This window comes from Exiguobacterium sp. S22-S28 (assembly GCF_043359615.1).
Lineage (GTDB): Bacteria > Bacillota > Bacilli > Exiguobacteriales > Exiguobacteriaceae > Exiguobacterium_A.
In genome coordinates this window covers 259,438-274,361 of sequence record NZ_JBHFFC010000030.1, presented here as the reverse complement: position 1 = coordinate 274,361, position 14,924 = coordinate 259,438, and the positions used below count along the sequence as shown (strand labels likewise).

Below are 14,924 nucleotides of genomic sequence, written 5' to 3'. Positions count from 1 at the left end.
TAGAAGGGGAAGGAATTAGATATGAAGGGTGCGAAGAAGTAATTCGAGATTCGTTGTCGGTCGGTCACATTGAAAATCATGACAAAGATAAGCGGTCGGTACCCCGTCCATCTGTTCATAATCGGTCAAAAAAGGAGCGATTGGAAGAAGATCCGCCTTCGGACCAACGAGGAGTGACAATTCCGGTAGACGTTGTTTCAGAATGGATGATACGTAAGGTTCAACCGATTCGAGCGTATCGGTTAGAAGAATCAACTCTTTTGGCTGCATCAACGTCCGGACATACGCACTTACTAAACTGGCGAACCCCGTTGGTTGTGTTTTTACTTCTGCCGCAATCGATGAAAAGATTTGTTGTGCCCATTCGCGGTAACTTGTCCGACCGGTCAATTGAGACAGGCGGAGCAGATTCGAGACGGCTGTACTGTTTCCGGCTGGCGTGACACCGTCATAAAGGTCTTTCGGCCGGATCAGTAAGGGTTCGCCTTGTACGGATGTAAAGAAGAAACTGCCGGCCGGATCTCCGAAATCTTGAATCATCCGTTCTGTCAGACGCATGGCAGTCTGGAGATAGATCCCTTTTTGTGTCGTCCGATGTAACTCCAGGCAGGCTTCTGCCAAAAAGCTGTATTCATCAAGAAATCCGTTCCCTTGGACATGTCCCTCGCGGTAGCGGACGTTGACCGTATCCCCATCCATGAGGTGTGTCTCAACGAATGTCAGAGCACGTTCAGCAACATGTGTGTAGTGTGGGTCGGCAAAAGCACGTCCGGCCTTGGCAAAAGCTGAAATCATCAAGGCATTCCAAGAGGTCAATACCTTATCATCCCGAAACGGTCGGATTCGCTCGTTACGGATCCGGAGTAACGCCTGTCGCTCCTGTTCGAGCTGTGTCACGACGTCACGGACCGGCATCTTCTGTTCATCGGCAAAGGTTTGCAGGGACTGATCCGTCCGCCGAAAGATATTTCGTCCCTCAAAATTACCGGCAGGAGTGACTTGATAATACAGGGGGAATAATGCGGATTCACCAAGCTGATCGATGAGTTCTTCATAAGTGAAGGTATAGAACCATCCTTCACGCCCCTCACTGTCGGCATCTTCCGCCGAGTAGAAAGCTCCGTCCGGCGATAACATGTCCCGTTCGATGTATGACAATACTTCTTCCGCATACTGTTTAAACCGTTCCCTTCCCGACACTTGAAACGTTTCGATACAAACTGTTGCGAACAGTGCATTGTCATATAACATCTTTTCAAAATGCGGTGTTTTCCAACCGGCGTCGACGGTATAACGGTAAAGACCAAAGCCGATTTGATCGGTGATTCCACCGTCCCGCATTGCGGTCAACGTCCGCATGACCATCTGTAAAGCCGTCTCGTCTTCTGCATAACGATAGTAATCGAGCAAGAAAATCAACAGGGAGGGGGAAGGGAACTTCGGTGCTTCACCAAATCCGCCGTGTTGAACATCAAATTGCCGCATCGCTTGATCAAAAGTATCGTGAACGAGCGCATCATCAAATGGACTAACGGTATCATTTTGAAGAATATCGGTCAGCGCATGATTGATTTCAGTTCCGACACGTTTGATTTTTTCAGGATCCGTCCGGTAATGCTCACTGAGTTGCAACACGACCTGCCGGAAGCTGGGACGATTGAATTGCGGTGTTTTCGGAAAATAGGTCCCGATGTAAAACGGGGTTTGATCAGGAGACATAAAGACACTGAGCGGCCAGCCTCCTTGACCGTTCATCAGTTGGGCCGCCGTCATATAAATCTGGTCGATGTCCGGGCGTTCTTCCCGGTCGACTTTGATCGCGATGAAACGGTCGTTCAGCAGACGGGCGGTATCTTCATCCTCAAAGCTTTCGTGCGCCAAGACGTGGCACCAATGACACGTCGAGTAGCCGATTGACAGGAAAATCGGTTTATTGTTCGCCCGGGCCATCGCGAACGCTTCTTCTCCCCACGGATACCAGTCGACAGGATTCTCGGCATGTTGCAATAAATAAGGACTCTTTTCGTGGATCAATCGATTCGTAGCCATCTCTTTTGACCTCGTTTCTTCTATAGTAATGTCATCTCTCTAAAGATACCGATTTTTAAAGGGTGAATCAACGGTTCGTTCAGTCCGGTAAAAATAGGACGATGAAAAAAAGATTGACTTTATAAAATAAAATGTGTTATATTAATTTTTGTCATGAATCGGGGATGATCACTCATGTGAGAATCTTTCACTTAAATACACAATTTAATAATCAGGTCAGGATTTTTAGACCTTACTGACAAATGAGTCAGACATAAGTCATCGCTTTTATTTTGTCCTTCTTCTGTTCATCTAGAAGAAGTTGACCCAGCAAGATAAACCTTCCATTCGATACTTTTCAGCTCATTCCGAGCGAAACTCTAAAAATCCCAGTAAATACGCAACCCAACGCGTAACTTGATTCTTGCTAAAACGCTTGATTCAGCTGGCGCGGCCAAGGAGCCGTAACAACGAAAGAGAGGTAGGGCTTTCGTCGTTTCAGGTGTTTTGATCACCTGTATCCTCGATTCTCATGACACCTAAAAAACAGACACGCTGAAAAGGCGTTTTTTTTTATGTCTTTTTTTAAGAGATTATATGTTTTTAAAGTTTCTTTTTAACATAAAGGCGAACGATATGTATTTGTAAGCGTTAACAATTTATTCTTTTACGAATATTGTGGTCTTTTTTTACATAATAATCACACGATTTACGAAATAATCTGATAATATAAAGAAGTGTCAGAAAATTCATAGGGGGTTAACATCATGAAGAACGTCAGTACGTTTGGGAAGTGGGCATTGGTCGGCGCATTAACTGCGGGAATTCTTCCACAAGCAGGAATCACGGTCGGGGCAGAAGGCGAAGGCGTCATCTTGTCTGAGTACATAGAAGGGTCAAGCAACAATAAAGCGATTGAGATTTATAATGGTTCGGGGCAGATCATTAATTTAGCGGATTATACACTCGTACAATATACGAATGGTGGACCTTCGGAAGCGAAAATCACATTGTCCGGTACGATTGAACCGGGAAAAACGTTTGTGATCGCCAACTCAGGTGCGAACGCAGACATCAAAGGAAAAGCGCAACAAACAACCGGTTCACTGAACTTTAACGGAAATGATCCCGTTGCCCTGAAAAAAGGGGAAGAAGTTCTTGATATCATCGGGCCGGTCGGATTGAGCACGGACTTTGCGAAAGATACGACACTTGTTCGTAAGACAAACGTCATAGCAGGGTCGAAAACGTATGAACCGTCACAATGGACAAGTTTCCCGGTCGATACGTTGACAGATCTCGGTACACATGCTGCTGAAGCGGGAGACATCTTAGCTGCGCCAACAGCATCACCCGTCGGAGAAGTCGAACGCGGCGATCAAGTCACACTGACGGGTGAAGGAACGATCCACTTTACAGTCGACGGCTCGACACCGACGGCAGAAAGTCCGGTCTATTCTGAACCGATTACAATCAACGACGAAGTCACGATCCAAGCGATCGTTGTTAAAGACGGTAAAACATCTGCCGTGTCGACGTTCAAGTATTATATCGCACCTCCGATCACGAAAATCAGCGCCATTCAAGGTGTCGCGCATACTTCACCATACGCGGATCAACTCGTCCGGACGACCGGTGTCGTCACCTATATCGTCGATGCGAACAATTTCTACATGCAGGATCCAAATCCGGATAACAACAGCAAGACATCAGAAGGTGTGTTGGTGTACGCGAAAAACCACGGAGCAGCAGTCGGACAGACAGTTGCAACGACGGGGTACGTCAAGGAATGGTTGCTTGGCGGATACAGTGATAAGTTTGACACGGATCTTGCCGTCACGGAAATCAGTACAGTCAACCTTGTTAAAGGCGCATTGAACACAGGATTACCGGCAAGCGTCGTGCTTGGGGAGAAGGGTGTCTTGATTCCGACACAAGTCGTTGACAACGATTCGTTCGCGGCATTCGATCCGGCGGAAGATGCCATCGATTTATACGAGAGTGTCGAAGGAATGCGCGTCGCGCTTCCGAACGCCATCGTCACAGGTCCACAGGCCAACCGGACAATTCCAGTGCGGACACAAACAGCGAACAAAGTGTATACGAAGCGCGGGACGCCAATCTTAACGGCTGATAACGTCAATCCGGAGCGTCTGTTCGTTGAGATGGGCAGTAGCTCCTACCGGGCGAAATCAGGCGACCGTTTTGACGGAACGATTGAAGGGGTCATGAGTTATAACTACTCGGCGTATAAAGTTCTTGCAAAAGCAGCTGATTTACCAACGCTGATTACAAGTGAAGTCGATCGTCAGCCGACGAACATCGAAACAGGAGATTCACGTCTGACAGTCGCTTCTTACAACGTCGAGAACTTTGCGTCGACAGCGGATGCCGGTAAGATCGACCGGGTTTCAGAAGGAATCGCGACATTCCTGAAAACACCGGATATCGTCGGTTTGACAGAGATGCAGGATAATGACGGTGCGACAGACAGCGGTACGGTCGATGCGTCAAAATCGTTTGAGACATTGATTGCTGCGATTGAAGCAAAAACAGGTGTCCGTTATGCGTATACCGATATCGCACCGGAAGATAAAAAAGACGGCGGACAGCCGGGTGGAAACATCCGTGTCGGTTTCTTGTACAATCCGGCCCGTGTTTCGCTTGCGTCTGGTGAGAAAGGTGCGGCAACAGAAGCGGTTGCTGTCGAGAACGGCAAATTGACGAAAAACCCGGGTCGGATTCAGCCGACGGATCCAAACTTCGCCAGCTCACGGAAACCACTCGTTGGAGAGTTCATCTTCAAAGGGGAGTCGTATCATGTGATCGCCAACCACTTTAATTCGAAAGGCGGCGACGGGGCAGACTTTGGTAAAAATCAACCGGCCGTTCGTAAAAGTGAAGTCCAGCGTCATGCGATTGCTCAAATCGTCCAGAATTTCGTGAACGAATTGGAAACAGAAGTTAAAGATGCCAACGTCGTCGTACTGGGTGACTTGAATGACTTCCAGTTCTCAAAAACACTGGATATCCTAAAAGGGAAAAACCTTTGGAACACGGTGGACGATCTTCCGAAATCAGAGCGCTATTCTTACGTGTATAACGGAAATGCACAAGTCCTCGACCATGTCTTGATTTCGAAAAACCTGAAGTCATATACGTCTTCTGATATCGTCAATATTAACTCGGATTATATGGAAGCAGACGGCAGTGCGAGTGACCACGATCCGGCCATTATCTCGATTCAAGGAGCGCAAAGTGCTGTTCCAGTCAAAGGGAAAGCGGAAATCGGAAAATGGCGTGCTGTTCAAAAAGGGAAACACGTGACCGTCGAACGGAAAATCGCACATCATTGGTTTAAAGTTAGCGAGACACATGGTCACCAACAAGGCGAACTTTTGGAACTTCGTGTGACAAAAGGTCTTCCGTATCTACTCGTGCAAACTAAGAAAGACGGCAAAACATGGTTAGAACTTTCGAAAAGATATAAGCTCGTGGAGTCGGATAAATTTTAATGTTTTGGTAAATCAGTGAAAGCGGACTTAATCGTCCGCTTTTTTGTATGTTCGGATAAAAAGAGAGAAAAAGGACAGCAGACTGATGGAGAGCGTGAGCAGTAACGCGAGGTAAAGCGGGATAACGCGGAACATATACGTAAAATGAATGAGGATCAGCAATACAATGATGGCTAAGCCAGGTATGAATTGTTTACGTAACAGATGACCGACGCCGGGTACGAGAAGCTCAAAACCAAACCGTTGACCGATATGGACGTCTTCATGTGCATTGGCGAGACTAAATGAGACGGTTAACAATACTAAGATCAACCAGCCTGAAAACAAATACTGTTGGATGGGTAAAAACGTAATCGATTCGTAAATAAAATAAAGTAGAATCATGGCATACTCCTTTGACATAATGATATATATCGATGTTTCTTCGTTTTTTCCTTACGATTCATAATGATAACGAGCGTTTTCGGTAACGGCAATAACAATCGAATGAAAACGAAATAAAAGAATCTTCACACATTTTAACAAGAGGGAAAGAATAGTTCATTTTATGTAGAATAAAGTAAGGAGAAATGTGATGGATAAAGACGTCAGACTTCTTTTGTCCGAAAAAGCAGAAATGTGTCAAAAGTGTGAATCGAAATGGTGAATCATGTGATTTCCGTTGAAACGAAAGCTTAGACTGTTCGAACGGACGGCTTTCTTTTAAGATTAGGGTAATGGTAGACACAAGGAGGGAAAATACGTGAAAAAGTGGTTAATGCTCGGAGTAGCAGCAGTCGCTTTCTTCAGTTACGAGAACACTCCAATGGAACAGGCGGAGGCGGACTATCCGAAAAGCGGAGGAACGCTGATTGATCGATATACGAGTGAATATCCGGGTTACGACTGGGAAGTGAGACGGACGTCGACTGAAGAATTTGTGGCGTTGACAAAGGAGGGAAAAGACTACGGGAAGTATCGTTCAAAAAACGGTGTGACGACGCAAGGAGCCGTCTTGAACAAAGATACGGAAGCGACGCTTGCGAAAAAAGGCTGGAAAGCCGTCAAATCGTACCGGAAAGGCAATACGAATTATTTGCTGAACCTCGATCATGCAGCCGTTTATGAGAAAAAAGATCAGTACGTCACGTATTTCTTTGATCAGCATGACGGCAATAAAGTGAAAGCGACACTGGCGATACCAAAAGAGATCGAAGCGAAGAAAAGCGGATTTTATGGAAAAGCGTCTAGTGCATTACGGACAACCGATGAGAAACTGATGTTACGTTTAATGAACTGGGACCGGGCAGATTATAAGCGGAGTGCACTAACACCTTACAGCGCGCTTAAACCGGTCACGCGGGCACACAGTGAGAACATGGGGAAAAATAATTTCTTCTCGCATACGGATCCACAAGGGCGTGACCCATTCGACCGGATGAAAGAAAAAGGAATCCGTTTCTCGACAGCCGGAGAAAACCTGTCGATGGGATACCCGAACGTCTTTGCGGCACACTGGGGCCTGATGAACTCAAAAGGACACCGCGACAATATCATGAATAAAGACTTCAAACAGGCGGATACGGGTGTGGCATTCCGGGATAACGCCCCGTACTTTACGATTAATTTCCGGACACCTTGAAGCAACATTTAAAACGAAAGTTTATGTATCACCCCGATTTTGCGAAAGCAGAGTTGGGGTTCTTTTGTGTGGGTCAATCTGTAGATGGATGACAGTCTGTCTTCTTCACTCGCTTGTTCCTGACGGAAGCAGACGTAGAAGTCGAGCGGAAGACGTGACATCTCCAGGAGTCATCATTCAATGAAAAACCCCTGAAACCGTTCCACCTCCTGTTTGTAAGGGGAGGGAGCTGTTTCAAGGGTTTTATATCATCTTTAGATGAATTAATCGACAAAAGGAGTTATATCAGTTTGCCCACTCGGGTTTACTGAAACCTTTAAAGGACTTTTCGATGACAGCGTTAAAGTCGTCTGACTCAACGACAGCGGTCAAGTCTTTTGCGAGCTGTTTCTTTTCATCTGCTGTTTTGACAGCGACTAAGTTCCGGTACTGCTCGTCCATTTTCTCCAGTGCCAACGCATCAAGTAAATCAAATTTCGCAGCAAGCGCAAAGTTTCCAGGGACGGCAGAAATATCAACACTCTCGATGGCGCGTGGTAACTGTGCTGCTTCCAGAGGTTTGATGACGAGTTTTTTTGGATTCTTGACGATGTCTTTTTCAGAAACCGTCAACGGGTCAGCGTCCGGTTTCAATTCAATCCAGCCTTGTTCAGCGAGTAAGTTTAACGCGCGGGCTTGGTTGGTCGGATCGTTTGGTGTTGCGACTTCCGCGCCTGTCTTGACGTCATCAAGCGACTTATAGGATTTACTGTATAAGCCCATCGGTGCCGTCGGAACAGTGATCAGCCCTTTAAGATCGAGATTCTTTTCCTTCGCGAACGTCTTCAGATAGATCGAGTGTTGGAACAAGTTCGCGTCGATGTCGCCGCTGCCGAGCGCGATGTTCGGCTGGATATAATCGCTGAATTCAACGATTTCGATTTTGTAGCCTTTCTTTTCAAGACCAGGCTGAATCGCTTCTTTGACCATGTCGCTGTAAGGTCCGCTCGTCGCACCGATCTTGATCGACTTGGTTTCTTCTTTCGCGCTGCTGTCGCCACAGCCGGCAAGAATCCCGGCTCCCAGTAATCCTGTTGCTAAAAAGGCATATCGTTTTTTCATAGTCATTCTCTCCCTTAATGGTCTCTATTTTGGATTTAACGTTTATCAGCACGACGGGCAAGTTGATTGCCGAGTCCTTGAATACTTTGAACGATGACGACGAGCACGATGATCGTCACGATCATGATGACGTTATCGTACCGGTAATAGCCGAAGCGGATGGCGAGGTCGCCGACACCACCGCCGCCGACGATACCGGCCATGGCAGAAAAGCCGATCAAGCTGATTGTCGTCAATGTCACCGCTTGAATGATCCCGGGAAGAGCTTCGGGTAACAGGGCGCTGATGATGATACGAAATGGTGTTGCGCCGCACGCCTCAGCGGCTTCGATCAAGCCCGGTGGGATCTCACGTAGTGAGGTCTCGACAAGTCGGGCGAGGAACGGAATAGCGGCAACACTTAAGCTGACAGAAGCGGCCGTCGGGCCGATCGTATTGTCGAGCAACAATTGCGTCAGTGGAATCAGCGCGACGAGCAAGATGATGAACGGTAACGAACGAACGATATTGACGAAAAAGTCCAAGATACTGCGAACGAAGACGTTTTGGAAAAACAATCCACGGTCGGTGATGAATAAAAGAATTCCCAGCGGAATCCCGACGACGAGGGCAAAGCCGAGGGAAATTCCGACCATTAAGGCCGTTTCGCCTAAGGCTTTTGCTAGCTCCGGTAACATCGTTTGAATTCGATCAAGCCACATCCTGAATCACCTCAAGCGTATGGAGTTGCTCCTCCAGCCAAGTCAGAGACCGGTTGACGTGAAGCGTTGGACCGGTCAGGCTGACGATCAACACCCCAAAGGCGACGTCTTGAATATAATCGACCTTGCCGTGCAGGATGCTGACCGAGATATCAAATTGTTTGATCGCTTCTGACAGCGTACTCTCGCCGGTCTTTTCTCCCGTGAATTGGAGACGAATGATTTTTCCAGGTGTCGTTCGCAAAATCCGTTCCGGCAACTCGATTTGCAGTGCTGTATCGACGTAATGTTTCGTGACGTCATGGGTCGGCTGACTGAATATGTTGTATGTACTCGCGACTTCGACGACTTCGCCTTGTGACATGACAGCAACGCGGTGGCAAATTTGTTTGACGACATCGATTTCGTGGGTGATCAGAATGATCGTCAAGCCGAGTCGTTTATTTAAGTCTTTCAGCAATTCCAGAATTTGCAGGGTCGTGACCGGATCGAGCGCTGATGTTGCTTCGTCACATAACAGGACACTCGGATTATTCGCAAGGGCGCGGGCAATCCCGACCCGTTGTTTTTGGCCGCCGCTGAGTTGGCTCGGGAAATTCGTCTCAAATCCTTCCAGTCCGACCAAAGCGACGAGTTCTTTGATCCGGCTTGGGAAATCACTGCGTTTGACGCCGGCTGCTTTTAAGGCGAACGCAATGTTGTCGGAAACGTTCCGCGATTGAATCAATTGAAAATGTTGAAAGATCATTCCGATCTTCAGACGCAATTCTCTTAGACTGCCTTTGGATAGATCGGACAGTTTGACACCAGATACTTTGACCGTTCCTTGGGTCGGTGTTTCAAGTCCGTTGATCAAGCGCAGCAATGTACTTTTTCCGGCACCGGATTCACCGATGATGCCAAAAATTTCTCCTTGATGAATCGTTAAGTTGACGTCGCGCAGGGCGAAAATCGGTGTCCGGTCACGTACGAACCGTTTGGTGATGCCTTTAAATTCAATCATCTGTTGTTTCCTCCCTATACAAAAAAATCGCCTTTTTCCAGTTAAGAGCAACCAGAAAAAAGCGACGAAATGTAAGAATTCGTAACTTATCTCTCAGAATGAAAACATTCTGTAGGATGTGGCACCGTTCCTAAAAGGTGGTTGCCGGACGTCGTTGGGCCTAATCCCTCGGTCGCTCGCGATAAGTAGATATGCTGTTGGGACTTACTGTAACGGAAATCATTCCCACCTGTCAAATGTTTTTTCAGAATTATTCCGCAACGGCTTGCTGAAACAGATTGAGCTGACCGATCCGTTCGGCGGCCTCCACCAATCGATCGACGTCGGCAATCAAACTGATCCGGACATAGCCTTCACCATATTCACCAAAGAAATGTCCCGGTGTGACAGCGACATGTGCTTCATCCAGCAAGTGGTCGGTAAAGCTTTGTGACGTAAAGCCGGACGGGACCGGCAACCAGACGAAGAACGAACCACCAGGGATCGGTCCGTCCCATCCGATGTCCTGTAATTTGCCGAACAAGGCATCACGACGGGCTTCGTACAGTGCACTCAGCTCACGGACACACGTCTGGTCGCTTGAGAGAGCAACAGTCGCCGCATGTTGGATCGGTGTGAAGGCACTGACGTATAAGTGTTCCTGGTACGTTTCGATACTCGAGATGACGGATGGATTTCCGATTGCAAAGGCGATGCGGAAGCCGGACATGTTGAAGCGTTTCGATAACGAAAACAGTTCGATTCCGACGTCTTTCGCCCCTTCGGTCTGGAGGAAACTTCGGGTCGGACCATCAAAACTAATGCCGCCGTACGCCAGGTCATGAACGACACAAATGTCGTTTGCGTCAGCGAAAGCGACCGTCTGTTCAAAGGCTTCCGCTGTCGCCGTCGCGCCGGTCGGATTGCTTGGGTAGTTGAGGAACAACATCCGGGCTCGTTCGACATCCGTCGGATCGAGCAATGTGTAGTCAGGTAAAAAAGCATTTTCCGCAAGGAGAGGTAGCGTGATCGGGTAAGCACCTGCTAATGCTGCGCCAGACAGGTAGTCGGGGTAACCGGGATCGGGAACAATGACACCTTCACCCGGATTGACGATCGTTTGCGGCAAGGCGACGATACCGGCTTTACTGCCGAGCAAAATGGCGACCTCAGAAGCAGGATCAATCGTCACACCGAATTCGGACTGATAAAAATCGGCGACGGCCTGTTTGAGAAAATCATGTCCGCGAAACGGAGGATATTGCAGATTAGCGGCGTCGCCGATGGCCTCTTTTAAGGCGTCCAAAATATGTACGGGCGTAGTTTGGTCCGGCGTTCCTTGACCAAGCGTGATGACGTCGTGACCGGCTGCTTTGACGGCACCAATCCGCTGAGCGAGTTCAGCAAAGACCGGAGCGGGCAGCCGATCAATCGCAATCGATGGGGCGAAATGTTTCATCTGTGTTCCTCCTTGTTAGGTATTGTCGTCAAGGATAACGAATTTTCAGAAAAAAGAAAAGTGTTTTTTAAGAATTGCTTATAATTGGTAAAAAGAACCGATGCCTTTCGTGTTTTTGATACACTGGATGAGAAGACGATTGAATACATAAAGGAGATGATGGGATGAATCGAGCCTGGTGGAAAGAAGCCGTTGTCTATCAAGTGTACTGGCGCAGTTTTAAGGACTCGAACGGAGACGGAATGGGCGATTTACGGGGTGTAATTGAAAAGTTGGATTACATCGCGTCGCTCGGTGTGGATGTCATCTGGTTGAACCCCTGTTATACATCACCTGATATCGATAACGGATATGATATTTCCGACTATTATACGATCATGGAAAAGGCGGGAACGCTGTCCGATTTGGAGGAATTGATTGCGGCAGCCCATGAGCGGGGCTTAAAACTGATTCTTGATCTCGTCGTCAACCATACGAGTGACCAACACGCTTGGTTCGGGGAGTCGCGACGTGGCAAAACGGGCGAAAAGGCGGACTGGTACATTTGGCAGGACGGGGAAAAAGGAACACCTCCGAATAACTGGCGTTCCTATTTTGCACCGAGTCCGTGGACATGGGATGAGACACGCGAGCAGTATTATTTCCACTCGTTTGCATCGGAGCAACCGGACTTGAACTGGGAACATCCAGCCGTCCGCCAAGCCGTTTATACGATGATGCGGTGGTGGGCGGACAAAGGCATCGACGGATTCCGGATGGATGTCATCAATTTGATTAAAAAACGCGCCTCGTTTGCGGATGTTGCCGATCCTTTTGATCTGTCCTATCTCGGGAATCAACCGGGCATCCATTCCTTTTTACAAGAAATGCATGACGAGGTGCTCGCGGGAACTGATTTATTTACGGTCGGAGAAATTCCGTTCGTCGGTCCGGAAGATGGTTTGCTGTACGTCGGGGAAGAACGGAATGAATTACGGACGCTGTTTCACTTTGAAGTAGCGGATGACATGGAGACGATGGACTTACCGCGGTTCAAGCAGATTCAAAAACAGTGGTATGAAGCACTCTATCCAAGCGGTATCGCGTCCCAGTTCTTAAACAACCACGACCATACACGCCAAGTGACCCGGTTCGGAAGCGAACGGTACCGGGTCGAAAGTGCGAAATTACTTGGTTTGATGTTACACACGTTACCGGGTATCCCGTATATCTATCAAGGCGAAGAAATCGGCATGACCGGGATTCGTTTTTCTGATCCGGAAGCCTATCAAGACGTCGCGTTCCGGAATCAATACGCAGAACGGGTGGCAGCGGGTGAATCACCGGGGACTGTCCTGTCATCGATGCAGATGCGGGCACGGGACAATTCCCGGACACCGATGCAGTGGGATGCCGGTCCTTCAGCGGGATTCACAACGTCTGCGACACCTTGGATGACGGTGAATCCAAACTATTCCGAGATCAACGTGGAAACAGCAGAACAAGACCCGGATTCTGCTCTTCATTTTTACCGGAAATTGATTGCGCTTCGAAAACAACATCCGGTCATGGTATACGGCCTTTATCGGGATTTGGCCATTCAAGATCCGTATCTGTACGTCTATGAACGGGTACTGGATGGGACGACGTGGCGGATTGTACTGAACGTACACGATGAACCGATCACGATGACGTTCGGGTTGCCGGAAGACCAGTTGATGCTGATAAATTATGAGACGCATGACAGGAATCTTTTGGCTCCGTATGAAGCCCGATTGTATCAATATCAGGTGCGGTAAACGACAGGAATTATATCACTAAAAAATCCGGAAATCGTTTACTCTTCATCAAAAAATGAGGAGCAGACAGATTGCCGGATTTTTTTCGAATGACTTCAAGGATATCCATTTCGTTTTTTTGCGGACAAGACCTGTTCAAACCGATCGACTGCTTGACGCATGTCGAAACTTGGTGCGACCACGAGTGGACCGTGACCGACTGCGAGCACGTCCGGTGTCAGTTCTGTTAATTGATGGGCTGACTGAAGCGCCACTTCCTTATCCCATGTCGCAAGCGACGGAAAAGGAAACTGCCACCGGGTATCGCCCGAAACAGCCAAACCACCTTGTGTTTGAAAGGCATCACCGGCAATCAAGGTCCGGCTGCCCTCGTGCCAGAGCGAAATTGAGCCTGGGGTATGTCCGGGAGAGGCGATGACACTTAAGCTGCCGACCTGCTGACCACTTTCGAGCAACCGATCAGGACGGGTTTTAATGTTTTTCGGAATCCCGCCTTTGAGCGGTGTCGTTTCGCCTTCCCGTAATGATTCATCCCCGCTGAGCAATGCGGCGTCCCGGTAACTGATCGAGACTTCGGCAAGTGGGAAAGCACTTGCCAAAAAGTCGAGTGAACCGACATGGTCCGCATGCGCATGGGTTAAGACGATGGACTGTAACGGTTTATCAAATGATTTGATGACGGAATAGATAGCTCTGGCGTTCAGTGAAATCCCGGTATCAATTAAAGTAAGGCTGTCTGCTTCTTCAAATAAGTAACAGTTGACCGGAAAAAAAGACGGGGTCGTTTGCAGTTGATGAAGTCGTTCGATGGTTGATAGATGCATCTAGATACACTCCCTCGTCAAAGTATTCACTTTTCTTTTAGTATCGCCTGTTTTAGAACAGACGTCCATCAAAAAACTCCCTCTAAAAAAGAGGGAGTCCATCGATTAATAAGTTACTTCGAAAACAGCACCGGCATGTTCGGAATCGTCACCGTCTGCTGCCGTCGTGACAAGTAAACGGTCCTCGTACAAAATGGGACAAGTCGGATTGGATACAGGGAAGTCGACGTGAGCCAATTTTTCGCCTGTCTCAAGATTCCAGCGTGTCACGCAAGATCCGGCGTAATGGGCGATGAACACATGACCCTCCCGATCTTTTGTCATCCCGTCCGGAAAACCTTCTTCTTTTTCCAAATCGATGGCGACACGACGATTGGTCAACGGTTGGTCCGCAGCATAATCAAACGCATACACTTTTTTCGTTGGTGTATCGATGTGGTAAAGCGTTTTACCGTCTTCTGACCAGACCAATCCGTTTGAGTTCGTCAAATTTTCGAGCAGGACATCAACGGAACCATCATGACGCAAGCGATAAAGAGAAGCCGTCTCACCTTCTTCTTCATTAATGCTGCCGGCGACATATTGACCGGAAGGATCCAGTTTACCGTCATTCATTCGGTCTGAAGCAGGCAGTGTCAATTGCGTTTCAAGCGAGAGATGCCCTTCCTTTACATCAAATGTTCCGAAGCCGTGTGCCGATGTGACACGAAGAAAGTCCGGCGCGTCCGTCAAGGCAATCGAAGTGATGGCACTTGGCAGTTGATACGGTTTTAAGGCCTCTGTCGTCAAATCATATACGAAAAAAAGCTGATTCGGGATATCGACGAAATAAAAGCGTTTTGTTTTAGCGTCGTACACCGGAGATTCACCGGTCTTACATGCAACATCGATAAAAAGTGAAACTGTCATCTGTTT

Annotated in this window: 11 protein-coding genes and 1 riboswitch; of the genes, 3 read left to right on the top strand and 8 right to left on the bottom strand. The window is 48.0% G+C overall.

The window, feature by feature from the left end; all coding sequences use genetic code 11:
* Positions 1-15 precede the first annotated feature (15 nt).
* Complete coding sequence (locus tag ACHA8N_RS14235) at positions 16-2,049, bottom strand: thioredoxin domain-containing protein (protein ID WP_393966100.1); 2,034 nt, start codon at positions 2,047-2,049, stop codon at positions 16-18.
* 746 nt (positions 2,050-2,795) lie between these two features.
* Here ACHA8N_RS14235 and ACHA8N_RS14230 point away from each other — a divergent pair.
* Positions 2,796-5,543: a chitobiase/beta-hexosaminidase C-terminal domain-containing protein gene (locus ACHA8N_RS14230; RefSeq protein WP_393966099.1), complete on the top strand. Its 2,748-nt coding sequence runs from the start codon at positions 2,796-2,798 to the stop codon at positions 5,541-5,543.
* A 27-nt stretch (positions 5,544-5,570) separates the two neighbouring features.
* Here the strand turns inward: ACHA8N_RS14230 and ACHA8N_RS14225 are convergent, their stop codons facing one another.
* On the bottom strand, positions 5,571-5,945 hold the full coding sequence (locus ACHA8N_RS14225; protein WP_393966098.1) for a hypothetical protein: 375 nt from the start codon (positions 5,943-5,945) through the stop codon (positions 5,571-5,573).
* 340 nt (positions 5,946-6,285) lie between these two features.
* Here ACHA8N_RS14225 and ACHA8N_RS14220 point away from each other — a divergent pair, with 340 nt between their 5' ends.
* The gene (locus tag ACHA8N_RS14220) at positions 6,286-7,164 is read left to right on the top strand and encodes a CAP domain-containing protein (RefSeq protein ID WP_393966097.1); all 879 of its coding nucleotides are present in this window, start codon (positions 6,286-6,288) and stop codon (positions 7,162-7,164) included.
* A gap of 285 nt (positions 7,165-7,449) precedes the next feature.
* On the opposite strand, the gene ACHA8N_RS14215 is transcribed toward ACHA8N_RS14220, so the two are convergent.
* The 4 genes from ACHA8N_RS14215 to ACHA8N_RS14200 all read right to left on the bottom strand — a co-directional run bounded on the left by ACHA8N_RS14215 (position 7,450) and on the right by ACHA8N_RS14200 (position 11,407).
* Positions 7,450-8,265, bottom strand: coding sequence for a MetQ/NlpA family ABC transporter substrate-binding protein (locus tag ACHA8N_RS14215; RefSeq protein ID WP_393966096.1), 816 nt, complete (start codon positions 8,263-8,265; stop codon positions 7,450-7,452).
* A 35-nt stretch (positions 8,266-8,300) separates the two neighbouring features.
* Positions 8,301-8,966, bottom strand: coding sequence for a methionine ABC transporter permease (locus ACHA8N_RS14210; protein ID WP_393966095.1), 666 nt, complete (start codon positions 8,964-8,966; stop codon positions 8,301-8,303).
* Positions 8,956-9,969 (bottom strand): methionine ABC transporter ATP-binding protein, encoded by a 1,014-nt coding sequence (locus ACHA8N_RS14205; RefSeq protein ID WP_393966094.1) that lies wholly within the window; start codon positions 9,967-9,969, stop codon positions 8,956-8,958. The genes ACHA8N_RS14210 and ACHA8N_RS14205 overlap by 11 nt, the downstream gene beginning before the upstream one ends.
* A gap of 83 nt (positions 9,970-10,052) precedes the next feature.
* A riboswitch (SAM riboswitch) is annotated at positions 10,053-10,157 on the bottom strand.
* Between the two features lie 62 nt (positions 10,158-10,219).
* Positions 10,220-11,407 carry an aminotransferase class I/II-fold pyridoxal phosphate-dependent enzyme gene (locus ACHA8N_RS14200; RefSeq protein ID WP_393966093.1) on the bottom strand — a complete coding sequence of 396 codons (1,188 nt, stop codon included), beginning with the start codon at positions 11,405-11,407 and terminating at the stop codon, positions 10,220-10,222.
* A 164-nt stretch (positions 11,408-11,571) separates the two neighbouring features.
* Here ACHA8N_RS14200 and ACHA8N_RS14195 point away from each other — a divergent pair, with 164 nt between their 5' ends.
* Positions 11,572-13,185 carry an alpha-glucosidase gene (locus ACHA8N_RS14195; RefSeq protein WP_393966092.1) on the top strand — a complete coding sequence of 538 codons (1,614 nt, stop codon included), beginning with the start codon at positions 11,572-11,574 and terminating at the stop codon, positions 13,183-13,185.
* A gap of 95 nt (positions 13,186-13,280) precedes the next feature.
* Here the strand turns inward: ACHA8N_RS14195 and ACHA8N_RS14190 are convergent, their stop codons facing one another.
* Positions 13,281-14,009 carry an MBL fold metallo-hydrolase gene (locus ACHA8N_RS14190; RefSeq protein WP_393966091.1) on the bottom strand — a complete coding sequence of 243 codons (729 nt, stop codon included), beginning with the start codon at positions 14,007-14,009 and terminating at the stop codon, positions 13,281-13,283.
* A 105-nt stretch (positions 14,010-14,114) separates the two neighbouring features.
* The gene (locus tag ACHA8N_RS14185; protein ID WP_147510367.1) at positions 14,115-14,918 is read right to left on the bottom strand and encodes an SMP-30/gluconolactonase/LRE family protein; all 804 of its coding nucleotides are present in this window, start codon (positions 14,916-14,918) and stop codon (positions 14,115-14,117) included.
* Between the last annotated feature and the right edge of the window lie 6 nt (positions 14,919-14,924).